At 27.7% G+C, this 26,169-nt stretch carries 24 protein-coding genes and 2 pseudogenes; 13 read left to right on the forward strand and 13 right to left on the reverse strand.

Annotated elements, in window-relative coordinates; all coding sequences use genetic code 11:
* Nucleotides 1-36 precede the first annotated feature (36 nt).
* Nucleotides 37-553: pseudogene (locus LRB30_RS05925) on the forward strand (UTP--glucose-1-phosphate uridylyltransferase); the annotation flags it as partial.
* 242 nt (nt 554-795) lie between these two features.
* On the forward strand, nt 796-1,569 hold the full coding sequence (locus LRB30_RS03845; RefSeq protein WP_231014544.1) for an OspD family protein: 774 nt from the start codon (nt 796-798) through the stop codon (nt 1,567-1,569).
* A gap of 288 nt (nt 1,570-1,857) precedes the next feature.
* Here the strand turns inward: LRB30_RS03845 and LRB30_RS03850 are convergent, their stop codons facing one another.
* Nucleotides 1,858-2,070, reverse strand: a complete 213-nt coding sequence (locus LRB30_RS03850) for a hypothetical protein (RefSeq protein ID WP_231014543.1) — start codon at nt 2,068-2,070, stop codon at nt 1,858-1,860.
* A 231-nt stretch (nt 2,071-2,301) separates the two neighbouring features.
* Here LRB30_RS03850 and LRB30_RS03855 point away from each other — a divergent pair.
* Both LRB30_RS03855 and LRB30_RS03860 read left to right on the forward strand, forming a co-directional pair.
* Nucleotides 2,302-3,180, forward strand: a pseudogene (locus tag LRB30_RS03855) (S2/P23 family protein).
* A gap of 973 nt (nt 3,181-4,153) precedes the next feature.
* Nucleotides 4,154-4,732 (forward strand): hypothetical protein, encoded by a 579-nt coding sequence (locus tag LRB30_RS03860; protein WP_231019607.1) that lies wholly within the window; start codon nt 4,154-4,156, stop codon nt 4,730-4,732.
* 71 nt (nt 4,733-4,803) lie between these two features.
* Here the strand turns inward: LRB30_RS03860 and LRB30_RS03865 are convergent, their stop codons facing one another.
* A complete protein-coding gene (locus tag LRB30_RS03865) occupies nt 4,804-5,832 on the reverse strand; it encodes a glycoside hydrolase family 3 N-terminal domain-containing protein (RefSeq protein ID WP_231014695.1) in 1,029 nt (342 codons plus the stop codon).
* Entirely contained in the window at nt 5,820-7,286 is a 1,467-nt protein-coding gene (locus LRB30_RS03870; protein WP_231019623.1) for a UTP--glucose-1-phosphate uridylyltransferase, read from the reverse strand. Before LRB30_RS03870 ends, LRB30_RS03865 begins: the two co-directional genes overlap by 13 nt.
* A gap of 148 nt (nt 7,287-7,434) precedes the next feature.
* Here LRB30_RS03870 and LRB30_RS03875 point away from each other — a divergent pair, with 148 nt between their 5' ends.
* A complete protein-coding gene (locus LRB30_RS03875) occupies nt 7,435-9,228 on the forward strand; it encodes a phosphoglucomutase (protein ID WP_231014545.1) in 1,794 nt (597 codons plus the stop codon).
* 62 nt (nt 9,229-9,290) lie between these two features.
* Here the strand turns inward: LRB30_RS03875 and trpS are convergent, their stop codons facing one another.
* The 3 genes from trpS to LRB30_RS03890 are packed head-to-tail and all read right to left on the reverse strand — an operon-like array spanning nt 9,291 to nt 12,354.
* A complete protein-coding gene (gene trpS, locus LRB30_RS03880; RefSeq protein ID WP_231019642.1) occupies nt 9,291-10,346 on the reverse strand; it encodes a tryptophan--tRNA ligase in 1,056 nt (351 codons plus the stop codon).
* 1 nt (nt 10,347) lies between these two features.
* Nucleotides 10,348-11,436 (reverse strand): AI-2E family transporter, encoded by a 1,089-nt coding sequence (locus LRB30_RS03885; protein ID WP_231019650.1) that lies wholly within the window; start codon nt 11,434-11,436, stop codon nt 10,348-10,350.
* Nucleotides 11,437-11,496: 60 nt separating this feature from the next.
* Complete coding sequence (locus LRB30_RS03890; RefSeq protein WP_231019652.1) at nt 11,497-12,354, reverse strand: HAD family hydrolase; 858 nt, start codon at nt 12,352-12,354, stop codon at nt 11,497-11,499.
* Between the two features lie 104 nt (nt 12,355-12,458).
* Here LRB30_RS03890 and cdaA point away from each other — a divergent pair, with 104 nt between their 5' ends.
* Genes cdaA through priA form a run of 7 tightly spaced genes read left to right on the forward strand, consistent with a single transcriptional unit; the run spans nt 12,459 to nt 18,772 of the window.
* Nucleotides 12,459-13,229: a diadenylate cyclase CdaA gene (gene cdaA / locus LRB30_RS03895; RefSeq protein WP_231013945.1), complete on the forward strand. Its 771-nt coding sequence runs from the start codon at nt 12,459-12,461 to the stop codon at nt 13,227-13,229.
* Between the two features lie 4 nt (nt 13,230-13,233).
* A complete protein-coding gene (locus LRB30_RS03900; RefSeq protein WP_231013943.1) occupies nt 13,234-14,238 on the forward strand; it encodes a YbbR-like domain-containing protein in 1,005 nt (334 codons plus the stop codon).
* A complete protein-coding gene (locus LRB30_RS03905) occupies nt 14,235-14,609 on the forward strand; it encodes a holo-ACP synthase (protein WP_231019662.1) in 375 nt (124 codons plus the stop codon). Before LRB30_RS03900 ends, LRB30_RS03905 begins: the two co-directional genes overlap by 4 nt.
* A gap of 3 nt (nt 14,610-14,612) precedes the next feature.
* Nucleotides 14,613-15,452, forward strand: coding sequence for a DUF2225 domain-containing protein (locus LRB30_RS03910; protein WP_231013940.1), 840 nt, complete (start codon nt 14,613-14,615; stop codon nt 15,450-15,452).
* Nucleotides 15,453-16,193 (forward strand): tRNA pseudouridine(38-40) synthase TruA, encoded by a 741-nt coding sequence (gene truA / locus LRB30_RS03915; protein WP_231013938.1) that lies wholly within the window; start codon nt 15,453-15,455, stop codon nt 16,191-16,193.
* Nucleotides 16,186-16,785 carry a uracil-DNA glycosylase family protein gene (locus tag LRB30_RS03920; RefSeq protein ID WP_231019664.1) on the forward strand — a complete coding sequence of 200 codons (600 nt, stop codon included), beginning with the start codon at nt 16,186-16,188 and terminating at the stop codon, nt 16,783-16,785. The genes truA and LRB30_RS03920 overlap by 8 nt, the downstream gene beginning before the upstream one ends.
* A complete protein-coding gene (gene priA / locus LRB30_RS03925; protein ID WP_231019671.1) occupies nt 16,778-18,772 on the forward strand; it encodes a replication restart helicase PriA in 1,995 nt (664 codons plus the stop codon). Before LRB30_RS03920 ends, priA begins: the two co-directional genes overlap by 8 nt.
* Here the strand turns inward: priA and udk are convergent.
* Nucleotides 18,769-19,389 carry a uridine kinase gene (gene udk / locus LRB30_RS03930; protein WP_231013935.1) on the reverse strand — a complete coding sequence of 207 codons (621 nt, stop codon included), beginning with the start codon at nt 19,387-19,389 and terminating at the stop codon, nt 18,769-18,771. The two genes, priA and udk, sit on opposite strands and share 4 nt — an antisense overlap.
* Nucleotides 19,389-19,763 carry a rhodanese-like domain-containing protein gene (locus tag LRB30_RS03935; RefSeq protein WP_231013934.1) on the reverse strand — a complete coding sequence of 125 codons (375 nt, stop codon included), beginning with the start codon at nt 19,761-19,763 and terminating at the stop codon, nt 19,389-19,391. The genes udk and LRB30_RS03935 overlap by 1 nt, the downstream gene beginning before the upstream one ends.
* Nucleotides 19,764-19,891: 128 nt before the next feature.
* Here LRB30_RS03935 and LRB30_RS03940 point away from each other — a divergent pair, with 128 nt between their 5' ends.
* Complete coding sequence (locus LRB30_RS03940; protein WP_231013933.1) at nt 19,892-20,857, forward strand: YitT family protein; 966 nt, start codon at nt 19,892-19,894, stop codon at nt 20,855-20,857.
* Here LRB30_RS03940 and LRB30_RS03945 read toward each other — a convergent pair.
* From LRB30_RS03945 to ruvB, 5 genes are all read right to left on the reverse strand, one after another.
* Nucleotides 20,854-21,834, reverse strand: coding sequence for an RluA family pseudouridine synthase (locus LRB30_RS03945; protein ID WP_231013932.1), 981 nt, complete (start codon nt 21,832-21,834; stop codon nt 20,854-20,856). The two genes, LRB30_RS03940 and LRB30_RS03945, sit on opposite strands and share 4 nt — an antisense overlap.
* 4 nt (nt 21,835-21,838) lie before the next feature.
* Nucleotides 21,839-22,351, reverse strand: coding sequence for a hypothetical protein (locus LRB30_RS03950; RefSeq protein ID WP_231013930.1), 513 nt, complete (start codon nt 22,349-22,351; stop codon nt 21,839-21,841).
* A gap of 7 nt (nt 22,352-22,358) precedes the next feature.
* Nucleotides 22,359-24,026, reverse strand: a complete 1,668-nt coding sequence (locus LRB30_RS03955) for a diphosphate--fructose-6-phosphate 1-phosphotransferase (protein WP_231013929.1) — start codon at nt 24,024-24,026, stop codon at nt 22,359-22,361.
* A gap of 71 nt (nt 24,027-24,097) precedes the next feature.
* Entirely contained in the window at nt 24,098-25,138 is a 1,041-nt protein-coding gene (gene queA / locus LRB30_RS03960) for a tRNA preQ1(34) S-adenosylmethionine ribosyltransferase-isomerase QueA (RefSeq protein ID WP_231013928.1), read from the reverse strand.
* Nucleotides 25,113-26,159 carry a Holliday junction branch migration DNA helicase RuvB gene (gene ruvB / locus LRB30_RS03965; protein ID WP_231013927.1) on the reverse strand — a complete coding sequence of 349 codons (1,047 nt, stop codon included), beginning with the start codon at nt 26,157-26,159 and terminating at the stop codon, nt 25,113-25,115. The genes queA and ruvB overlap by 26 nt, the downstream gene beginning before the upstream one ends.
* Between the last annotated feature and the right edge of the window lie 10 nt (nt 26,160-26,169).

Here is a 26,169-nt window from a genome sequence, read left to right on the forward strand (position 1 = left end):
AGGTTTAGTTGAAGATAGTTGAAGATAAGATAATTTAAAAAATATTTTTGTGATTTTTATAAATTTTATCACCCCCTTAAGAAGGTGATTGTTATATTTTTCCTTCTTAGATCTTGAAAATTTAGGACTAATTCTTTTTCCATATATTTCTTTTAGAATCTTAAATGGTGACTTTGCAATATAAGTTATGTTGATTTAGCTAAAAACAGGGCATTAAATGAAGATTTATATATGCTGTATGAATCTAAAATACTTGAATTTAAAGAAAAATTTGGAGAATTTCCAAAGGGATAACACCAGCTTATATTAACAAAGATGGTAGTTTTGGATTTTTATTTTTGGCTTTGAAAATTAGGCACCTTTTAATCGTTGTTAAAAAGGTGTGAGGCATGAATCTTTTATGGTAGAAGATTGAGCTCTCAATATTTCAAATGACTAGTTACAAAACGGATAAATTTATTTCAAAATTTTTGGATGATTTATTTGCAGATAATTTGATTAAAAGTGAATTTTTGCAACTTTTAAAAAAGAAGATATTTTTTCGGTTGTTCAGATGAAATAATATAAGAAATGCCTATTAGAATTATAGAACAAGATAAAGAGATTAGTAAATATGTTTGCTTTGTTATCAAAAGATTATGGTTTGCTGCGTGAGTGTCTCGCTATTGTTTTCTTAGACTTAGTTAGCCAAGATAAATAAAAATTAGACAAATAATATTAATTATATTTTAATATAAATTATTATCTTATATATGATATAATGTAATACGTTATGTTTATTATAGGAGTATGAATATGGAAAAATTAATAAAAATACTACTGTCAAGTTTATTTTTATTGCTCTCAATATCTTGTGTTCATGATAAACAAGAATTATCATCAACATCTGATTTAAATAATCAAAAAGGACATTTAGATAATGAAGGCGTAAATTCAAAAGATTACGAATCAAAAAAACAGAGTATATTAAGTGAGTTAAATCAGTTATTAGGACAAACTATAAATTCACTACAAGTAGCCAAACATATAACAGATAATTTAAATGTATTAGATGGGGAAAATAAAGTTGTAGAAACAGTTATAAGTGCAGTTAATTTAATTTCATCTGCTGCAAGTCAGGTAAAAGGTGCAACAAAAAATATGCATGATTTAGCTCAAATGGCAGAAATAGATTTAGAAAAAATAAAGAAATCCAGTGATAAAGCAATACTTGCATCTAACGTTGCAAAAGAAGCATATAACCTTAATAAAGCAGCAGAACAAAACATGCGAAAACTATATAAAGAACAAGAAGAGCAACTAAAAACACAAAAAGCCGAACCAGATTCTAATGAAATAAGACAAACTAAAGCTGATGTAGAAATAGCTTGGAAATCTACAGTAAAAGCAAAAGATGGGCTAATTGATGTAGAAAATGCAATCAAAGAAGCATTGGATAAAATAAAGACAGAAACTACGAACAACACAAAGCTTGCAGATATAAAAGAAGTGGCGGAGTTAACATTACAAATAGCTAAGAATGCAAAGGAAATAGCGCAAGAAGTTGCAACCTTGTTAAATAATACTTAAATAAATAAAAGAGAGATGGAAAAGGAAGAAAGAACAATTTGTACTAGCTTATCCTTCCTCTAGCTCTTGTGTTTTTATACAACTTTTTTTTAAAAGGCAAATCTGCTAAAATTAATTACTTTTGTCGGCTTTAGGACATCTGATTAGAACAGATGAAATTAGGCCTCGATTTTATTGATATTTTTACTTCTTCTGGAGGAATAAAAAAGGATTAACGTTATTTTATTTTAGATTTTGCCTTCAAATTAAGAATAAAAGTATAAATAGAACTATACGTTGATCATAAGACTAAGGTTTTTTGAGCTTGTAGATGTTTATAGGTTTTCTTGCGGTTTTATCTAACTCTATTTTTTTTTGCACTTTGGATTCTAATGTTTCCATTCTTTTTTTAAGTTCTTCTAAAGTTTTTACTATTTTTTTTTGATTGACTTCTAAAATTTTGATTTTTTCGATAAAACTGGGTTTTATAATACATACCTCAGTATTTTGACTGTAGATCATAAAAAAATATTTTCAACTTGATTGAATAACTTCGGTGTCTTAGTATTGAGTATTCAAATTCTTAACTTTTTACGAAATTGCTAACGGTTAACATAATATCTCAAAAAACTTGGGTAAGAAAGTGTTATTAATTAATGCTCCACAAAATCTTTTGTCTTTTATTTAAAAATATTTCTGATATAATGAAAAATATTTTATAAATTTTTGAAATCAAGTTAATGGAGAGGTCTCATGAAAAAAGACATACGTATTTTGAATATATTTTTATATATATCATTATTTTATTTTTATTCGTGTTTTTTAATACCTCCACCTCCAAAATCTTCAAAAATAATCAGTATCAAAACCGAAATTTTTGATTTTAAGACAGTTGGAGAAAGGATTGAAGAATATAATAACAAAAATATTAAAGAAGGTGATAAAAATACCTGCTTTAATTCAAGAGAGTCTGAATCAAGCAAAATAAAAGAAGGAGAGGTGTTTGAATTTCTTACAGGGCGTTATGTTACATGGGCAAAATCTGCCAATTTAAATGATATAAAAGATAAGCACAACAGCCTAATTAAAGATCTTGAGGGACTTAAGTACTCTTATATTTTTTCACCTATCCGGTTCAAAACTCTTTCATGGTTTAGCTATAGTCATACTACTTATAGCATTAATGACAATAATTATAAAATATTTGGTCAAGAAATACCTATAGACAAGATAATAGCATTCGAGTCAACTGAAGAATTCGAAAAAAAATATGAAGTTATAAATCTAAAATTAGATTCTGAGGAATCAAATGTTAATTTTGAACAATATAGAACTGGTTTTGCTAAAATCCGCTTAAAAGAGGTTTCTAAGGAACCTTAATACATTTATTCATATAATTTTGGAGTTTTTGACAATTCTTTAACTCACCATTTTAAACTCTTTTACGACAAAAGTAAATGTAACTATATGCTTGCATATCTTACTATAAAAGATAAACAAACTAACGAAAATAAAACTTACGAAATAATACTAAATCTAAAGCTATTTAATGACACTATAAAATTATTATTTGCCAAGTATTCAAATTTATCGAACTATAAATTAAAACTTCCTATTATCGATCTTGAATAAAAAAAAGATCGTAAGAAAAGTAAAAAATTATAATTAATAAAACAAAAAACAAAGAAAAGCAAAGGCAAAAATAACAGAAACAATAAACATGGGTTTTCAATAACTTTGGGTCAACCAGTTAAGATCCCCCCATTACCAGACATCACATATCATCGTGTATATGTACACCAACTTTTAATATTTTGAGTTATATTTTAATACTAGTTGTTTAACTTTAGGAGCGGCAATTGTTGAATAAAAAATCTACTATCATATTTGCAGTTATTGTATTGATTCAAATGTTGATAAGTTGTAATTCATTGTATAAAAAAGATGCCAAAGATTTTCAAAAGATAGATACCGTTTTCAATAGTAATGCCATGTACGAAACTAAAATAGATATACCACCAATTATAACTAAACGAATTATACTAATTGAAAAATTTCCAAGGAATCGCAAATTATATTGATATCCTCCATATATATACGGTTGCTTTTTTTGCTTTTATATTTCATTACGGCTTCAATATATAATTTGGAAAAGGTGTTAGCCATAATAAATCAAAGGTAAAATCAGCTAGATCTATTGAAGAAGCTAAAACTTGCTAGAGGTGGTGCAAGATTTGTTTCAAACAGGCCAACATATATACCAAACTTGGTGGGAGTATGTTGTCTAGCAAGTTTGGTCAATATAAGTTGATAAAGAATAATAACCCCCCCTGCCCCGATAAGACGAAAATCTGCGTAAACTTGAGGCTAAAATTTTGCAGAAGCAGAAAAGGTTGCCAGATTACAAAAAAGCGAAAGGAATACAATGGGATTCAGAATGGCCAAGTAGATACACAAAAAAAAATAAAAAAAAAGGAATTGAAATAAAAAGCCAATCAATTCAATCAATCGAAACTAATAACTAATTATTACTTAGAAATTAGAAATTAGCAGTACTTTTCATTATTTGTTGGTTTGTATATAATTATATACAAACCAACAAATAATGAAAAGTACTGCTAATTTCTTAATCTTTTTATTAATATGTAGTGTTAATTTATTTTGTTTTCAAAACAAATTAACTACTTTTAGCTGGAAATTCCCCAAAGAGGATATAATAAAAAAAAAAATGAGAATAGGCATAATTTATCATAATTATATAAATCCTATCTTTTACAATGAAAACTACAAATACATTGCATTTATCGGAATATTGACATCTTATAATGAATGGATTGAAATACAATTCATCCCTATAAATTTTTTTACTATCCCAACAAATAAAAATTTTATTTCAAATGCTTATTTCAATTTAGCTTTCACTATTTACATTGCTAAATATTCAATTTTAACTGATACACTTAATATAAAATTCCTTATTGGAACACAAGTTGATTTAACCCTAAGAACTACTATATTTATAGGAAAAACAACCAATGCATTTCTCTATCCAATTCTTCCCCTAATTGCCTTCAAATTTGAAATTGATTTCATACCTAATAATTATAGTATTTATTATAAATTATCAACTTCTTTTAAAGAATTCGTTCTTTTAGATCTAGGAATTTCTATATTTATACCATAAATTATTTATGGTATTATGATAATTTAATGCAAATTGCAAAAGACACAAAACAAATCTTTAAAACAATTTCACTAAGGAATAAGGACCACATTGATACCCGAACTTAAAGACTTTTTAATAGCATTTTCAATATTAGAAAAACTTCTTGTAATTGCTCCCATATCATAAGAATCTGTCATCATTATACTAGTAATATTTAAATTTTCTCTTATAATATTAACAATATTTTTAGACATGCTAGTTATATCTTTAGAAATTTTAGGAACATTTACATGCCCAATCATAATAAATTTAGCAGCTCTACCAAAAACAAATGGAACAAAATTATTTAACATTAAAAAGCTTTTACTATAAGGCAAAAATGCTAAATATTTATGTGTATCTATGATTGTTCCCCCTAATCCAGGAAAATGTTTGATGGCCGAAAATACTCCATGATTCTGCATTCCATCAATAAAAGCTTCTACCATAAGTCCGATATTATAAGCAGAATATCCTCCGAATGTCCTATTTAATAAAGGAATATGTGGTGCAAATTTTATATCGGCAACTGGAGCCATATTTAAATTAATACCTAGTCTACGCAATTGCTTAGCAAGAACTTCACCAATTTTATAAATAAGATGCAAATCTTTAACACCTCCCACATGCTCCATAGCTGGAAAATTATAAACCCCCATTTTTTTATTTTCACCAGCCCTACTAACTATCCCTCCCTCCTCATCAATAGCAATAAAAATATTACGGCCAATATGACTCTTTATTGTACTAATCAATTCTTTTGTCTGCTGAGCATCTTTTAAATTTTCTCTAAATAAAATTATACCAATCGGATTAATCTTTTTTATTCTATTAATATCATCAACATTAAGCCCTTGAACATTCTTTAAATTTGTTAGATTTCTAATCCCAATAAATAAGTTTCTATCTTTTAAAATAGTTTGAAAATCTGATTCACCCAAAAATTTTATTAAATCTATAAGATCTGATTTATCCTTGTTAAAATATTCATAATCTATTTCCGGCAAAGATCCTATTGCAAATAAATTTAACCAAAAAAAGCTAAAAAATAAAAAATATAAAGTTTTCAAAAAGTCCATTTATATAACCCACAAAGTAAACCATAATCTTTTGATAACAAATCAGAAAGAACGCTATAATTCTTAGTAAAATTATCGACCTTCTTCTTACAATAATATCCGCATCTATCTTCAAGATCACTATTAAGCAACATATCAATAAATAATTTCGCAGGAATAAATCTTTTATTTCTATCAACCGTTAAAATTAATGGATTTTCCATTAATTTTAACACTTCCCACGTTATTTGCTCAACCGAAATATATTTACCAATTTCTTTATCTTGCTTTACAATTCTAATGGGCATTTTTTCTATTATTTCATCAATATTTTTTATCAAATACTCTAAATTAAAAAGTCCAGTTGCACAATTAAATAATAGTCTATTTCCCTTATTTTCAAACTCTTGTACAATATCTGAAGAAATCCCCCCTCCAATATCAACACAAGTTAAACGATTCTCACCATTTACTGCCAATACCCCCCCCTTAAAATCTGCCTTGCTTTTAAAACTAAATTCAAACCCAGAAGAATAATTGGTCAAAGCCATTACAGCAAGTGCTTTAAAATTAATTGTAAATCCTATATTATCAACATTACCGATATATACAAATCTTTTACCAGATTCATAAAGCTTCAAATAAATATCTTTTAAAATTTTAAAATTTTGACCATGACCAGCAGGCAAGGCCAAAATAGAATTAGCATTTTTATTATTTTTAAGAGTAAAATATTGATAATTAGAGTTATTCAGTTTTTCATAACAATAAACTAAAGGTTGAACAGCTGTGAAAACATCTTCTTTTTTAAGATTACAAAAATTTACACTTTTAATCAAATTATCTGCAAATAAATCATCCAAAAATTTTGAAATAAATTTATCCGTTTTGTAACTAGTCATTTGAAATATTGAAGGCTTGATCATTTTGCCATAAACAGATTCATATCTTTTAGCAACCATTAAAAGATGCCTAATTTTCAAAGACAAAAATGAAAATCCAAAACTACCATCTTTGTTAATATAAGCTGGTGTTATCCCCTTTGGAAATTCTCCAAATTTTTCTTTAAATTCAAGTATTTTAGATTCATACAGCATATATAAATCTTCATTTAATGCCCTGTTTTTAGCTAAATCAAAATAACTTGTTGCAGAGCCCCCATTTAAGATTCCAAAAGAAAGGTATGGAAAAAGCATTAAACCTAAATTTTCAAGATCATATGAAGAAAAAATATAACAATCACCTTCTTCTGATTGCAAAAATTTAGAAAGATCATGAAAATATTTTTTTAAATTATCTTCAACCAAGCCTTTGTCGAACTTAAACCTCAAAATTTTATCCGAAATATTCAAAATATTTTTATGGTTATCGCAAGGAAAATATTTAATGGATTCAAAAGTATTAGGACAAATCTCACCGGAATTAAGTTTTTCAAGTATCATTTCAGAAAAAATTTCATCAACTTTAACATTCATCAGTTAAAACCAAAACCCTTAAAAAAAGCTTATTAATATAAGCAAAAAAATAAATTTTTGAGTATAATAAAATAAGTGACCATATTATTGCTATAATTATTTAATTATAGCAATAATATGGCTAGAATATCAATGAGAAGAAATTTACATGTTTAAACAATATTCACTTAACATGAAAAATTTTAAAAAAGCTTTTAATGAGATGATATTTTCTCCTTCAGGATTTAGAAAAGTTTTTGCAAAATCAAAAAATGAAGATTCAACAGAAACTGAAATAAATAATGAAGATAAAGCGCTAATAGCGCTAATAATCTTCACAATATCAAATTATTTCAAAAATGAATCTAAGCCCTATATTGGATTGGGATTAGATTCAAGACCAACTGGCAACATTATTGCAGAAATAACAATAAAAATATTAATAACAAACAAAGCAAAGATTAGGTTTTTTGGAATACTTCCAATAACTGAAATTTTAGCTTATACAAAAAACAACAAAGATTCAAAAGGATTTATTTACATTTCCGCAAGCCATAATCCAACAGGGTACAATGGAATAAAAATGGGATTAAACGATGGCGGTGTACTAAATTCTGCAAAAGCCCATGAAATAATACAACAAATTAAAAACAATAGCCAAAATGAAAAGCTAATAAACCATTTGGTTAACACTCTAAACAAATTTGATAAAGATAAATCTCATTTAGAGCATTATAATAAAATAATAAAATTAGAAAGAAAAAATAAAAACCAATCTTATGAGGCTTATAAAGCATTAATACACGAAATAGAATATGAAAACAATATTAACAATAAAAATATTGAAATTTTAAAGAAAAGAATAATAAAAAATCCAATTGGAATAATAGCAGAAATGAACGGAAGTTCCAGAATTAATTCAATAGATAAAGAATTGATAGGATCTTTGGGATTGAAAGTAGAATTATATAATGACGAAATAGGTATTTTTAAGCACAATATTATTCCTGAAGGAAAATCTTTAAATGAATGTAAAAAGCTGCTACAAAATAAATATATACAAGACAATTCTTTTGAGCTAGGATACGTACCAGATTGTGATGGAGATAGGGGCAATTTAGTGTTTATAGATAAAGCCACAAACACCGCAAATATCATCGAAGCACAAAAAATATTTGCACTTGTAGTAATTTCAGAGCTTAGCTATCTTTATTACATAGGAATAAAAAATAACATAGCAATAGTAACCAATGATGCAACATCTCTAAATATTGAAAAAATTGCAAATTTTTTCAACGCCAAAGTTTATAGAGTAGAGGTTGGAGAAGCTAATATAACAGAAATGGCAGATGATTTAAGGGCCCAGGGATTGATTGTAAAAATCTCAGGAGAGGGATCAAATGGAGGCTGCATAATCCATCCTTCAAGGGTAAGAGACCCAATTACTACGATACTTAGTATCGTAAAATTATTAAAAATGAAAGAACTTTACCAAATATGGTGTAAATTGTCCAAAAACCACTATAAAGAAAAATACGACTTAAAAGATATTTTAAATACAACAAATTTCTATAGTAATGTAATAGTATCATCCAAGAAAGCCAATTTAACAAATCTAAAAATAGAAAATCAAGAAATTTTAAAAAGCAATTATGAAAATCTATTGATTAAAGAGATAAAGAGCAATAAATTATTTCAAGAATTATCAATAGTTGATTATGAAATCATTAACTATGAAGGGAAAAAACAACCTAAGATTAGAACAGGAGATTCTTCGGGCGGATTAAAGGTATTGCTAAAAACCAATAAAGAAATTGTTGCAACCTTATGGATGAGAATCTCAAAGACAGAACCAGTAACAAGAGTACTCAGCGAAGTTATTTATACAAAAAGAAACATTTTGTTCAAACTACTAGAATTTAACAAAAGACTAATAAAAAAGGCAAACTTTCCTAATAATTAATATTGTTTGATTTAAATAATAAGTTAATCACTAATATAAGTCTAGCATAAAATCAATAATTTTTATTCTTCATTTTTTAATTTTTTCTCAGCACTATATTTTATTCCATTCCAAGTTTTTGAAAGTCCTATTAAATCCTTAACATCTTTTACTACTTTATTTGCAATAAACCTTGCCTTGCTAGTACCATCAAAAATAATTTCATCAATGTAATCTTTTTTTTTGGCTTCATAAAAACTTCTTTTCTCTCTTATTGGTTTTAAAAAGCTATTCAAAGCTAAAAACAATTTTTTCTTAACCTCAACATCACCTACTTTACCCTTCTTATACCTACTTTTAAGATCTTCAACTTCTTCATGATTACTATTAAAAAAGCTATGATATATAAAAACGGGATTGCCTTCAACATTACCAGGAATGTCCGCCCTTATTCTATTTGGATCTGTATACATAGACATAATTTTTTTTTCTAATAAATTTTCATCATCATTTAAAAAAATTGCATTATTAAGACTCTTACTCATTTTACTTTTGCCGTAAATACCCACCAAAGGACGAAAATCTGTGAAAACAGATTCGGGTATTGGGAAAAAATTATTTTTGTACAAATGGTTAAACCTTCTTGCAAGCTCTCTTGCAAATTCAATATGAGATTCATTATCACGCCCAACGGGAACTAAATTTGCCTTTGTCATTAAAATATCTGCGCTCATAAGAACAGGATACCCCAAAAGACCATAAGGAATTTCTTTAAGTCCAGCCGCAATGCTCATGTCTTTTATACTTGGAATCCTTTGCAAGCGCGCAACAGTAACAATCATTGAAAATATTAAATGAAGCTCAAAAAGCTCAGGTATGGCTGATTGCAGATATATACTAACCTTATCGGGATTAATTCCACAAGCAAGATAATCTAAAACCATTTCTCTAACGTTATAAGGTATTGTATTGATGCTCTTCAAGTCAGGCTTTGTAGTCAAAGTATGTAAATCGGCTATAATAAAATATGTTTCATACTCTTCTTGAAATTTTAACCGATTTACTACAGATCCCACATAGTGTCCTAAATGAAGAGCGCCAGTAGGCCTATCTCCCGTAAGCATAACCTTTCTTTTCAAATTAAATCTCCTTACCTTTACCCGAAATATGGCCAATATTACTTAAAATCTCAGAGCCACCTAAAAATACAGAAAAAGACTTAAGCCAACTCACATTGTCAACTATTACCTTTACAATAACAGTAAAAGGATAAGATATTAAAAGACCAACGATACCCCAAAGCCATCCCCAAAAAAACAAAAAACATAAGAGCAAAAATGGTGAAATATCAAGTCTTTTACCCTGCATTTTTGGCTCAAGAATATTTCCAATCAACATTTGAATAGAAGTATTATATATAAAAATATAAAGTACTATGTTTAAATTCGGATAAAATTGAATTAAAGATGTTATTACAATAAAAAACACAGCTAATATGGACCCAATGCTGGGAATAAAATTGAAAACAAAGGAAAGAACTGCCCAAACAAGAGGAAAATCTTGCCCAAACAAAGTTAATCCAATAAATACTAAAATGCCTGTTAAGCAACTCACAAGAATTTTTATTCCCAAATATTTGCCAATTTGGTTATTAATGGTATCTAAAGCCCCAATAAATCTAGTAGATACTGGCTTTTTAAAAGCTTTATCAAGTTTAATTTCAAAAACATGTATTTCTGAAAGCATAAAATACAACAACAAAAAAACTACTACTAAACTGCTTGTAAATCCGATAATCTCATTATAAGCTCTTGTTAGAAATGGATAAATGTACTCAGAGAAATTCATATTATTAATAACAGAACTATCAATTTTATATCTACCAAGCACATCTTTCATAATAAATGCTAATTGATTTTGATAGTAGGGTAATTGCTTCATTAAAACAGTAACGCTGTAATAAACAAAACTAAAAATCAAATAAGAAAAAGAAAATAATAAAAAAAATATAATAAAAACTATTAAAAATTTTGGAACTTTGAATCTTGCTAAAAAAGTATAAACGGGATAAACCAAAAATCCCAACACTATGGAAATAGCTAAAGGTTTAAATACGGCTTCTGCTATTTTAAAAGCCCCAATAAATATTAAAACTATGACAATACAATAAAAAACAGATTCCACTCTCCAAGGTTTTAACCCTTGATTTGTATTTAAATCTTCAAGCATATTACCCTCTTTTAGTTTTTTTACTGTTTCTGTTAACTAAACAAAAGTAAGCTATGTGAATCATGCGCTCAAGCAAATTTTCTCCATTATCCAATTATACAATTTAGTACCCTTACTATAATTAGCCTCAGCAAAATCTCCAACTCTATTCTCATAAAATAATTTTTTTGCATTTTTATCATTTCCATGATACACCGTCAAAGTATTTCCAAAATGTTTCAAAATATTATTTAAGATCTCAAATGCCGGAATATCGCTAAATCCATCTGCAATGTAAAATATATTTTTAAAAGGAATTTGTCTTTTACTCTTTGGCACTCTTTCATTAATCTTCTCATAAGACCCTTTATTGATTTCAAAAATCACTCTGGTTTTTATTGTATGATCTACAAAGTAGCAAACACTGTTTAAAATCTTATTTTTAGAAAATTTATCATCTCTGAGCTCGTAAAAAGGCATTAAATAAGAATCTATAAACTCACATGCCCACACTTTGCTCACATAAGGCGCAATTTTGCTTCCCAAAATCATTTGCCTAAACCCGCTTGAAACAATGTAAATTTTAACCTGCGAATTATTATTTTCCAACTTTTTATTTATTTCAGATATTTCATCAAATAAACCAATAACCCCTTCAAAAAATCTCAACTTAGCACCCAAATTAAATAATACTCTATTATCTAGATTTTCAAAAAATCCTTCCCTTACGTAGGTTAAAAAATGGGATAAATATATCATTTCATTAGAAATTATATTATAACCATTTTGCCTATAAACATACTCTAAACCTTCAACTTTTCTCCAAAAGGAACAAGAATCAACACAATACTCATCAAATAGTACTTGCTGCATATTACCATAAATAAGAGTATTATCAAAATCAAATATTAAGGCTATAATATTTTCCCTTTCATTCATAAACAATTTAATTTAAATAATTACAAACTGTGCTTATTTGTATATTTTATATTATACTAATATAGGTTAATAAGTATAGTGTTTTCATATTGAGTAGAAAATTTATGATAGACATAAATGATTTAAATCAAATAAAAGATACTTTTTCAAGAATCTTAGATCTAAGCTTAATTAGCATCCTAGTATACTACATATATAAAAACGTAATCAATTCTTATTCTACAAATCTATTAAAAGGAATGTTAATCATCATTTCTATAGGAATTGTCTCATATTATTTAAATCTCTATACTATTAGTTGGCTGTTAAATTATATAGCCAATATATTACCAATAGCAATAGTCATACTTTTTAATCAAGAAATAAAAAAAATAATAATGCAAATTGGAAATTTCAATTTAGCCTTTAAGCTCTCAAATAAAAAAGAAGAAACTTTGAAAGTTATTTCTGAAATCTTAAAAGCAGTCAAACACCTATCTGAAAACAAATCTGGCAGCCTGATATGCATTGAAAAAAAAATACAGTTGGAACAAATAATAAACAAAGGAACTAAAATTGATGCGCTAATATCTAGTGAACTGCTAATATCACTATTTGAACGCGAAACTCCCCTTCACGACGGAGCCGTAATAATTAGTAAAAATAAATTAAAATATGCAGGCTCATTTTTACCATTATCTAATGTTGATTCTATTAGCAAAGCATTTGGAACAAGGCATAGAGCAGGACTTGGAATTTCTGAAAACTCCGATGCAATAACAATAATAACCTCCGAAGAAACTGGGTCTATTTCTATTACAATCAATGCAAAATTGGAATACAATTTAAGCTTAAATGAAATTAGAAATAAGTTAAATCTCGAACTAATAGAGTAAAATAATGAAAATAGGCAAAAAAATAATAAATATAATAAAGTTGCTATTTGATGATTGGCAAAACAAAGCTATTTCCATTTTAATAGCTATTCTAATGCTTGTGGCATTTAATTTCAATAAAATAGAATCAATAACAACTGAAAAAGAATTCAAAATTGCCTTAAATGATCAAATAGCTCTTGGAAAAATTCCAGAATTTAGTAAAGTCAAGATTACAATAAAAGTCAACAAAGATGACTTAAAATACCTTGATCTTAATAAAATAATATTATTTATTGAAGCATCGAACATAAAGATTCCTGGAAACTATAAACTACCAATAAAAATAAAAAATCTTAACTCAATACACATTGCAGAATATAAGCTTTCAAAAACAAATGTGTTGCTAAATCTTGATAACAAAGTCTCTAAATTAGTTAAAATAGAACCTAAGTTTAAACTTATAGAAAAAGATAGCAAGGGGGAATATTTTATTGCAAAATACAATATATTACCTGAGAATTTATTAGTATATGGACCTGAACAAGAGCTCAAAAAAATAAACACCATTCAAACCAACGTAAAAGAATTTGACACAAGAACCTTATTTGTATCAGATTATCTTGAAGTAGTTCCACCAAACCCTCTAGTTATGTTTGAAAAAAGTCATGTAGTGGTAAATATTTACTTAAACAAAAAATATTCAAATACAACAATAAAATCTCCTAATCTTATTTTTAATAATCTTAAAAATGGCCTTGAAATTAAAGATAAAGAAAAAATAATAAACCCAGAAAATAAAATGTTTGTAAAAATAAAAACAAGACTTTCTGAAAAACAAATTAAAGCTCACATAAACAATCAAAATATAAGCTTTGCTTTTGATTTAGCAGATATAAAAACTCCCGGGACTTATAACATTGCTACAAATATCATTCTTAAAGAGAATATCAATGAAACAGAAATATATGATTATGAACCCAAAAAAATAAAACTAGAAATAATTGAAAGCTCAGAGGCCAAACCATGAAATCAATAGGATGTGATATAATAAAGGTAGAAAGATTTAAAAATTTCTTAGAAAATAAAAAAAAAATGGAGAGGTTCTTTACACATAACGAAATTGAAAATTTTAAATTAAAAGGGGGTAGCATTATAGAAAGTTTAGCTGGAAAATTTGCAGCTAAAGAATCTTTAATCAAAGCATTAAGTCCGCTGTTGCAATATAAAATAAATTATACCCTTAAAGATATTGAGGTAATAAAATCCTTAAAAGGAAATGTGGGGTTTTGTTTGCATAATGAGGTTGAAAAATTTGCAATAAAGATGAATTTAAAGCTATACCTAACAATATCCCATGAAAAGGAGTACGCTATTGCATTTGCAATAGTAGAAAATTAATTCATGAAAAAAATATCATATTTTACAAAAGAAAAAATCGAATGTTCTTTATGCTCTTTTAAATTTCAAAAAGAAGAATTTTTTACTGGAAGCAGCAGATTAATAGCTGGCGAGTTGAAAATTGATCTAAAAAGAGAATATATAAAAAACGACAAATATGGCAACATTTATCCTAGAATATATTCTATAACAGTATGCCCAAAATGTTACTTTGCAGCATTCCCAAGCGAATTTAATTCAATCCCTAAAAACAAGAAAGAAATTTTGCAAAATAAAAAATCCGAAAGAAAAAAAATAAATGAGATTTTTGACAACATGATCAACTTCAGTAAACCCAGAACATTAAAAGAAGGAGCTGCAAGCTATATTCTTGCCATGCTATGTTATGAGCATCTGGAAAAGAATTATAACCCCACATTAAATCAAGCAAAATCGGCAATAAGAGCTGCTTGGACATTTGGAGACCTTGAAAAAGAAGAACCAAACAAAAACTACAATTATCTTCAGAAAATATTTTACCACAAAGCTGCATATCTTTATAAACTAGTTATTGAAAAAGATAAAGACAATTCAGAACCTGTTAGTGCATCAACCATATTTGGCCCAGATACAGATAAAAATTATGGCTATGATAGTGTACTATACTTATCCGGTCTTCTAGAATACTTTTATGGAAATAAAGACAATAAAGAATACAGATATAAACAATTAAACGACATAAAAACCACTCTTTCTAAAATAGCAGGCATGGGTAAATTTTCAAAAGAAAAGCCTTCAATACTTTTAGATAAAATCAAAGAAGTTTACTTTAAAATATCAAAGGAAATGAAAACTCTTAAGTAAATGAAAAAAATATTAGCCGAAATCGCTTACGACGGATCTATATACCATGGATTTCAAATACAACCAACAAAGCCTACAGTTCAAGGAGAAATTGAAAAAGCTCTAATGAAAATCAACAAAAAAAAAGTAAAAATTCATTCATCCGGAAGAACAGATAAAGGCGTTCATGCAAAAAGGCAAATAATAACTTTTAATATAATCATTAATATTCAGCTAAACAATCTAAAAAAAGCACTAAATGCAATCTTATCAAAAAACAGTATAAAAATACTAAAGCTTAAGTATGTGAAAAATTCATTTCATCCACGTTTTAACGCTCAAAAAAGAAAATATAGCTATTTTATACTAAACAGCGATAACTACTATCCCTGGGAAGGCTATCGAGCTCACTATGTAAATAAAAAACTAAACATAAACAATTTAAACCAAATGGCTAAAACATTGATTGGAAACCATGATTTTACCACATTTTCATGCATAAAAGATGAAAGCAAATCTAAATTTAGGCATATACATTGTGCCAAATTTAAAAAAAGAGGAAAATATATTATTTTCGAAATAATAGGATCTTCTTTTTTGTGGAAAATGGTAAGATCAATAATAGGCACAATGTTGGACATTGAAATAAAAAAAGAATCAATTTCTACTTTTGAAACAATACTAAAATCAAAAAATAGAAACCTTGTAAGAACAACTGCGCCTGCAAATGCTTTATTTTTAGAAAGAGTTTACTATGAATAATAGTATTTTAACTAAAAAACTTTTTTTTCTTAAAATATTGACAAATAATATCGAAGGCAAAATTACAGAAAATTTTGAAGAAATAAACAATGAAATTAAACAAAAAATAGAAAAGGCTAAAAACACTAAAATTTATCAAAAAAACGAAAATATCAAAAAACCTACAAAAGTACCTTTAGAAAACAAAAATTCAACAAACATATTGTTAAACAATAGTTTACAAGAAAAAAGTATCAACGATCATATCATAATATATGTAAACAAAAACTATCTCAACGAGCCTTCAAAAGACATTATAACAAAATGGTTCAAAAGCATAAACATATACAATTATAAAATAATAGATACTATTGAATCACTTAACTTAGAAATCAGCAACAAAAATCCTAAAGCAATTTTATCTTGCGAAGAAATAGATTTTTTCTTAAATCAACCACTAAGAATTCAAATTGTAAGAGGAATAGAGCTAAGATTTAAAGGCATTCCATTGGTTTTCACATATCTTCCTGCAAATCAAATAAAAAATCCAGAATTAAAAAAAGAAATATGGCAAGATTTAAAAATAATAAAAGGCATAATAAAATATGGTTGAACGTTATCATTCAACTTATTACTATGAAATCGCAATAAATATTCCGTTAAATAAACTTTTTTTTTACAGATTTAACTTAAATCTAGAAATTGGAATAAGAGTAATGGTTAATTTTAATGGCTCCAATAAAATTGGAATAATTATTAAAAAATATTTTGAAAACGAATTTAATGGAAAATTTGAATTCAAAATAAAAGAAATTATTAAAATAATAGATACAACTAAAATAATAACAGAACATAGCATTAATTTAGCACATTGGATTAGTAAAAAAACATTTTCGGGATTTGGAGAAACTTTATTCTTTGGGTTGCCCAAAAATTCAAACACTAAAAAAAATCAAACATTACCTTCAATAAATGAGCTAATAAATGAGCATTCGGATCATAAAAAATGCCTTCAGCTAAACAGCGAACAACAAAATATTTTCAAAGAAATTATCGAGGCAGAAAAAACTAATGTTTTTTATCTTTTTGGAATACCTGGATCTGGAAAAACTGAAATATTTATCAAACTGTGCGAATACTATTTAGCACTAGAACAACAAGTACTTTTTTTGATTCCTGAAATATCATTGGGATATCAAATAATAAAAAGAATAAAATACGCATTAAATATGCACCATAAAATTTATGAATATAACTCTAAAGTTACAAATTCTAATAAAAATTTAATATGGAATAAAGTTAAAAATGGAGAAAGTTTGGTTGTCATTGGAATCAAAAGTGTTTTAATGCTGCCTTTCACTAAATTAAAATTAATAATTATGGACGAAGAACACGAAACTACATACAAATCTGAAAATATTCCAAGATTCCACTCAAGACACATATCATTTTTTTTACAAAAAAAATTTAATGCTAAATTTGTTATGGGAAGCGCAACACCTTCTCTTGAAGCATACCATGCAATGAAAAATAACCAAATAAAAAAAATAATAATGCAAAACAAATTCTCTCAAAGCAAAATAGAAGCTATAAAAATAATAAATATGAAAAAAGAACCTAGCACAATTTCATCAGAGCTATTATACAGTATACAAAAAAGTTTAAATGAAAAAAGACAAGCTTTGATTTTCATTAATAAAAGAGGATATCTAAAAAATCTAGAATGCAACGAATGTGGGCATACAATTTGTTGTCCAAATTGCTCATTTGGCTTGATTTACCATAAAAAAGAAAACAAACTTTTATGCCACTATTGTAGTTATAAAACAAAAACAGCAAGCCATTGCCCTCAATGTGAATCAAAAGACATTAAATACAAAACTTATGGAATTCAACTTGTTGAAAAAGAATTAAAAAAATTTTTGCCAAATGCAAAAATTGCAAGAATAGATTCTGATATTGCAAAAATAGAAAATATAGATTCAATAAAAAAGTTCGAAAATAAAGAAATAGACATACTTGTTGGAACACAAATCATTGCAAAAGGATTCAATTTTGAAAATATAAAAACACTAGGTATAATCAACGCAGACATTGGGATGGGACTGCCTGATTTTAGAAGTAGTGAAAGAATTTTTACAACACTCTCACAAATTATGGGAAGAGCTGCAAGATTCAAAAATGACAACACAATTATTATACAAACAAAAAATCCTAATTATTATGCCATAAAATATGCTTATAAAAGCCAATATGAACAATTTTACGAACAAGAACTAGATATAAGAAAAAAATTGAACTACCCTCCGTTTAACAAAATTATTAGAATAATATTTAGAAGCAAAAATGAAGAATCGGTTAAACAAAAATGTTGGGAATTTTTTGAAAAATCTAAAGAATTTTTGCAAGAAGGAATTGAACACTTGGGCCCATCAGAAGCTATTATGAAGAAAATATCTAAAAATTACAGATATAATATAATATACTTATCAAAATCCTACAGCCTGCTTGAAAAACTAGTTAACAAGACAAGAGAAAAGGTAAAAATGACAAATACTGTTTATATTGAAATAGATTATTACCCAATATCATTAATTTAGATAAAATCTAATCCCTCTTTACTTAAAGACTTAAGAAACGTTGAAAGCACATAAAGTGCTTTATCATTGTGACCTCCCTCAGGAATAATAAGATCAGCATATTCTTTTGTAGGCTCAATAAATCTATAATAACCCCATCTAGTGGTATTTAAATACTGATCAATCACCGACTCTACAGTACGTCCTCTTTTGGAAACATCTCTTCTTAAGCGCCTAATAAATCTAATATCATTTGGAGTATCAATATATATTTTAAGATCTATTAAATTTCTTATTCTCTCTTCAACAAAAATCATAATACCCTCAACAATAACAACAGGGGTTGGAACAACCAAAACCGTTTTAAGCTGTCTTTTGTGATTAATAAAATCGTAAAGGGGCATATCTATTGGACTATTTTCTTTTAAATTTTTTAAATGCTCATAAAACAAATTATTATCAAAAGCATCCGGATGATCAAAATTTACCTTAGAAAATTCATGTTCATAATCACCCACACTCTTATAATAATTATCTTGAGAAATAAGGACAAATTCTGGAATAAACTCACTAATCTTGCTTACAACCGTAGTTTTTCCGCTTCCAGAACCACCAGATATCCCAATAATCTTAGCCATCAACCAACTTCTTTTTTTTTAGCTTGTGGCATGTCTTTCAAGGTACCAGCAACAAACACATTCTTAAATCCCATGCTTTTTAAAACTTTTTTAGCCTCGTAAGACTTATTAAAGCTTTTACCATAAACAATTATTTGAGAATCAAAATCGCCTAATTTATCCTTTTTAGCAAATAAATTATTAAAAGGAATGTTAATTGATTTTAAATAATGAGATTTATTATATTCTTTAGGAGATCGAATATCCAAAATTTTTGCTCCATTTTGGATTTTTTCCAACAAAAACATATTAGCTCTTTTCATCCTAAGAATAATAAAAAACCAAATATAAAAAAAAAGCACAACTATTAATACTACAAATCTTGCATAATTCATCGCCATAGTTTCATGAACATGATATCAAAAAAAATAAAAAAAGTGAATCAAATTGTTTTTTTTGCAAAATTAATATAGAATTCAAGTAAATTACTAGCTTGTAGCTTAAAAGTAACTCTAGCATTAAAATGAAAAAGAAAAAAAAGATACGTTGTCGTAGAATTAAAAAAAAACTCAAACTATTATTAATAATACTAATAAAAAAATTAAAGACTATAACTAAAAATCCTAAATTAATATTTGATAGCACAATGCAAATAACTTTAGGCTCTGCATTAATGGCAATTTCCACCAATGTTTTGTATATTCCTCATGGACTTCTTAGTGGGGGAATTGGAGGCATTTCATTAATGCTACATTATCTGTTAAGCTTCAATTTGGGATGGACAATATTTGCATTAAACATACCATTATTTCTTATTGGAATAAAATTTTTAAACATAACATTTATAATTCAAAGTTGGATTTCAATGGGATTATATTCTATTATAATAAACTACTCCCAGTTTTTACAAAATAAAATACATCTTAACGATATGATGCTTGTATCAATATTAGCTGGACTTATTTCTGGACTTGGGCTTGGGCTAATCTTTAAGGGCAAAGGATCTTCAGGGGGATCAGATATAATTGCTATGATTATTAAAGAAAAATATTCAATAAGTATTGGAACAACAAACTTCATAGTTAATTTGATGGTATTAATACTTGCAACCTTTTTCTTTAATATTGAAATCGCCCTTTATACACTAATAGCATCATTTGTAACATCTATAATGACAGACAAAACAAGCACTGGATTTGGCAATCAAAAAGCAATATTAATCATTTCGGATAAAGGAAAAGAAATAGCTTATCTTCTTACAAACAAGTTAAAATTAGGCGCTACATTAATAGACGGAAAAGGAGCTTGGGCAGGAACAGAAAAAACTATAGTATTTATAGTAGTTCCAATAATGCGTTTATCAAGAATTAAATATATATCACAAAAAGTTGATCCAAATTGTTTCATTACTGTTATTAACACTAATGAAATCACTGGAGGCAAAATAATAACTGATCCAATATCATTAAAACAAGAAATTTCAAATTAAAAATCTCTTAAGAAGAGAACCAAATTATCAATAATCAAATTCAATTCATCGCTCTTGTAAAAATTTGACAAAAAAATAACAAATCTTTTAGGAAATTCAGAAATGAATTTACTAAAAGAATTTTTTCCAATATCAATTTCAAGCTTATAAGAATGAAGCATCAACGTGATTTTTTTTAAACTGCCGTCTACTCTGCCATAAACTTCATCTCCCAATATTGGAAAATTAAGATATCTCATATGAACTCTCAATTGATGCGTACGGCCAGTTTTAGGCTTTAAAGCTAAAAGAGAATATTCCCCAAAATTGAGCAACAACCTATATTCTGTTAATGCTTTTTTACCCCTATCTTTAGAAACACTAAATTTTTTCCTATTGTGTTTATCTCTATCTATAAAAGATTCAATACTTCCAAAAAAACTATTAAAATTACCCTTAACAATTGCAATGTAAACTTTATTTGTCCTTTTGTCTTTAAACTGCTGAGCTAAAAAGCTTAACGTGCTAATGTTTTTTGCACAAATTAGAACTCCGGAGGTATCTTTATCTAATCTATGAACAATTCCGGGTCTAATTTTTTCTTCATTAAAATTAATTTTCAAGCTTTTTACATGATATAAAAGAAAATTTACAACAGTATCATTCCAATGCGAAATTCCAGGATGACTCAAAATTCCTTGTGGTTTATTCAAAACAACAACATTAGAATCTTCATAAATTATAGCAATAGGGATATTACTCGGCCTAAGGTAATCAATTTGATTGCCTTCCTCGTCAAATTCAATTAGTATTTCATCATCTTTAAAAACAGGCTTGGACAATTTTATTTTCAAAAATTTTCCATTACTCTTTTTAAACGCCTCTACATTTCTTCTTTTAATCTGGCTTCTAGTAAAAACTTCCAAATTGCTTGATAGGTAAAGATCCAATCTTAGAGCATTTTCTTTAACAGTAAATTCTTTTTTTAGTCTTATCATATAATTAAAGAAAATAATCAATCAAAGCAATAGTTAGTGCAACTATTGCACTAATAGAAGCGGATACAATAAATTTTTTATAAATCTCATCTTTTGAAAAACTAGGACCATTTGAAAAAGGATATGGAGCGTAATTTGAATTCATTCCGCTATAAAAATAATAGCTCACATCAAAAAAAAACAAACTTAAAAATAAAACTATTGGAAAAGACCCAATACTAATAGCTGAAAACCTAAACAAATCTTTTGCTGATTTTGACTCAAGATCATTCTCAAGATTTAAAGCTTTATTCTCTTGAATATTTTTATAAAGAAAAGAATCGTCATTATCAGCAACAGACATATTATTATTTTTTTGATGAGAAATAAAATTGCCACTGGAAGTTAATTTATCTTGCAATGGCAAACTCTTAGCAATACTTAACTTTAAATAATTAAAATTGGGCTTGAAATAATCAAGTGAATTTGAATAAACATTCAAAACACTAAAGAATAACAACAAGCTTCTAATAAGCATAAACTTTCTACTTTACTGATTCTAACTTTAAAGTCTCAGTTATTTCATCAACAATCTCAGAAGAACCAAAATACTGCACAGGACCTGGACATAAATATAAATTATTCAAAGCCCACTTATCACGATTTTTAACAAACTCTTTAAATGGCCTTCCTTCTAAATCAACTAGAGTTTTTTTTATAACAGGCTTTTTCTCTCCATACCTTTCTTCCATGTTCATCAACATTGTTAGAGGCACTCCTCCTGCAATCCAGTGTGTTGGTTTCAAATTTAAATTTTTTATACAAGACATATAGCCTGTAAGGCCATTTAAAATAAGAACAACAGCATTATATCCCAAACTATAACAATAATCACTATCAAAATTAGAAGGAAAAGCACTTCTACCTTCATAGCCAAAGAAATGATCAACTGGAGTAAAACTCCCCTTATATTCTCCCCTTTTTTTCAACTCATTTAATCTTGATTGAACCATTTCAATAAACAATTTTTCAGTAGGAACTCTTGAAACATTAAAATTCCCATGAGGATCTCTTTCCAAAATTGAATTCACAAGTTCAAATTGAATAAACAAAGGCAAAGACAAATAAACTCCCTTCATATAATCACTAAGCTTGGCAACAAAAACTTCTTTCATTCCTTCAATATTAAGCCCCTTAAACTCACCTTCATTTTTATCAAAAATATCACATAATTCAACCATTAAAGACTTAACTTCTGGAATAAACTCAATAAGCCCTTCAGGAACTACAACTATTCCAAAATTATCTCCATTTAAAGATCTCTTTAAAATAACAAACACCATTTCATCAACAATTTCAGACAAAGTCTTCTTTTTAGCCAAAACCTCCTCAGACACAATGCAAATGTTTGGATGAGTTTTTAAAGCACATTCTAAAGCAACATGAGATGCACTCCTACCCATAAGTTTGACAAAATGCCAATGTTTTTTAGTTGACATGGCATCTCTACATAAATTACCTATCATCTCGGAATAAATTTTTGTAGCAGAATCAAACCCAAATGAAATTTCAACATGATAATTCTTAAGATCAGCATCAATTGTCTTTGGAACTCCAATAACTTGAATATTCTCTCCTTTCTTTTTGAAATACTCAGCAAGAATAGCAGCATTGGTATTTGAATCATCACCACCAATAATAATAATTGCATTAAGATTGTTTTCTTTGGCAACAAATAAGACTTTCTTATAATGTTCTTCCGTTTCTATTTTTGTTCTTCCAGAAGATACAATATCAAACCCCCCGGTATTTCTATAAGAATTTACTAAACTTTCAGTAAGTTCAATTTTGTCATTTTCCAAAAGGCCTAAAGGCCCCCCTTTAAACCCAAAAATCTTTGAATTTGGATTAAATTTTTTTATTGCATCAAAAACGCCAGATATAACATTATGCCCCCCAGGAGCAGGCCCCCCAGAAAGAATAATTCCAATATTTAAAGCTTTTGAAAAAGACAAACTGGACTTTCTCTCGGTAAAACTTACAATTGGCAACCCATAAGTATTCTTAAAAAATTCTTTTAACGCCTGTCTATCTTGAATTGCTTCGGTCTTTTCTCCATAAACTAAACTAATATTATTAAAATCTTCTTTTAAAATATTTGGCAATTTAGGAACATACTTTTGCCTTTCTTGTTTAAAAAGAGAAGTATTCATACATTTTCCTCCTAATGATTTAAATTAAGCCCTATCATAACTTAAATATTAAAATAATTCACAACTAATATCTATATATGATTTAAAACTAACATAGCATCACCATAAGAAAAAAATTTATAACCTGTATTTATAGCTTCTTCATAAGAACTAAACACAAAATCTTTGCCTGCAAATGAAGCGACCAACATCAAAAGAGTAGATTGTGGTGTGTGGAAATTTGTAAAAAGCATGTCAACAAACTTGAAACAATAGTTCTTGCCAGGATAAATAAAAAGATTTGTACTTTGCTGACCTGTTTTAAACTTCTTAAGTTTATTATCATAAGATGACTCTAAAGCCCTAAGAGTTGTAGTACCAATTGATAAAATTTTTTTACCAAGAAATTTTGCATTCTCCAATCTATTAGCCACACAATCTTTTATTAAAAAAGTTTCAAAATGCATATTGTGTTCTTCAACTTTTTTTGATCTTACGGGAAGAAAAGTACCAAGCCCCACATGAAGAGTAATAAAATCATATTCAATATTGTTCTTTTCAAAAATAGAAAACAAATCTCTGCTGAAGTGCAACCCTGCAGTCGCAGAAGCTGCAGAGCCAATATATTTAGAATAAACAGTTTGATACCGATCTTCATCTATTTTCTCATAATCTCTTTTAATGTAAGGAGGTATGGGAACAAAGCCATGTTTTTCAAAATAATCTTCTCCAATATCAACATCAAATTTTAAAACAATCTCACTACTATTTTTTGACAAAATTTCACCTATTATTCCTTCAGGAAATTTGTAAAGATTGCCAACAATTTGCTTTTTAGACTTAGAAATAAGCGCAGTAAACACATTAGTGTCAATTCTATCTAAAATTAAAAATTCAATATTACTGCCCATCTCTGATTCTGCATACATTCTTGATTTTCTAACTTTTGAATTATTAAAAATAATAAAAGTATCACTATTTATATATTTTAAAATATTGTTTACAGAATCTTCATGGTAAATTTTTTGCAATTTAGGATCTAGTACCATTAGCCTTGAAGATCCTCTTTTTTCACTTGGATATTGAGCTATTAAAGAATAGGGCAAATTAAAATGAAACTCTTTGGTTCTCATTAATACCATCCTCTTTCATCTCTAAGTTTAAGTGAAGATACGCAAACTCAGTAGCTTTACGACCTCTGTGAGTTCTACTGATAAATCCCTTCATAATTAAATAAGGCTCATAAAAGTCTTCAAGAGAATCTGCCGTTTCCCCTACAGAAATAGCTAAAGTATCAACACCTACAGGTCCTCCATTAAATTTCAATATTAAACTTCTTAAAATATTTCTATCTTGCTCATCAAGGCCTTCTCCATCAATTCTAAGCATTTCAAGCCCAATTGAAACAATATCACTTGTAATAACCAAACTTCCAGTTACTTGAGCAATATCTCTTATTCGTCTTAGCAATCTATTTGCTATTCGAGGAGTCCCTCTTGAACTTCTTGCAAGAAGAAAAGCAGCATCCTCTTCTATTTCAATATTTAAAATAACAGAATTTCTCTTTATTATCTCAACAAGCTCTATTTCGCTGTAAAGTTCAAATCTTGCAGTAATTCCAAATCTCGCATAAAGTGGAGATGTTACTTTTCCCGGTTTAGTAGTAGCTCCAATCAATGTGAATTTTGGAAGTGGCATTCGAACGGTTCTTGCATTAGCTCCTTGCCCTATTACCCAATCCAGCTCATAATCTTCCATGGCAATACAAAGCATTTCTTCTATTATTGGCCTGAGCCTATGTATTTCATCAATAAATAAAACACTCTTCTCATCAAGACCTGTTAAAATACCAATAATATCTTTGGGTTTGTCAAAAGCTGGCGCTGAAGTAATCTTAATCGAAGCATTCATCTCAAAGGCAATGATACTTGCAAGAGTAGTTTTCCCAAGACCCGGTGGGCCACTTAAAAACACATGATCTAGGGCTTCATCTCTCTCTTTAGAAGCTCTTATAAAAATGCTAAGGGTTTCTTTAACATTAACCTGACCTTTAAAATCTTCAAAAACTTTAGGCCTAAGCTCATTTTCACTCTTATCATATAAATAATTTTCATTAGAGCTTAAAAAGCTTATACTACTATTTTCGTCTTTCATAAACACACCC

Origin of the sequence: Borreliella americana (assembly GCF_021043605.1) — a bacterium.
Taxonomy (GTDB): domain Bacteria; phylum Spirochaetota; class Spirochaetia; order Borreliales; family Borreliaceae; genus Borreliella; species Borreliella americana.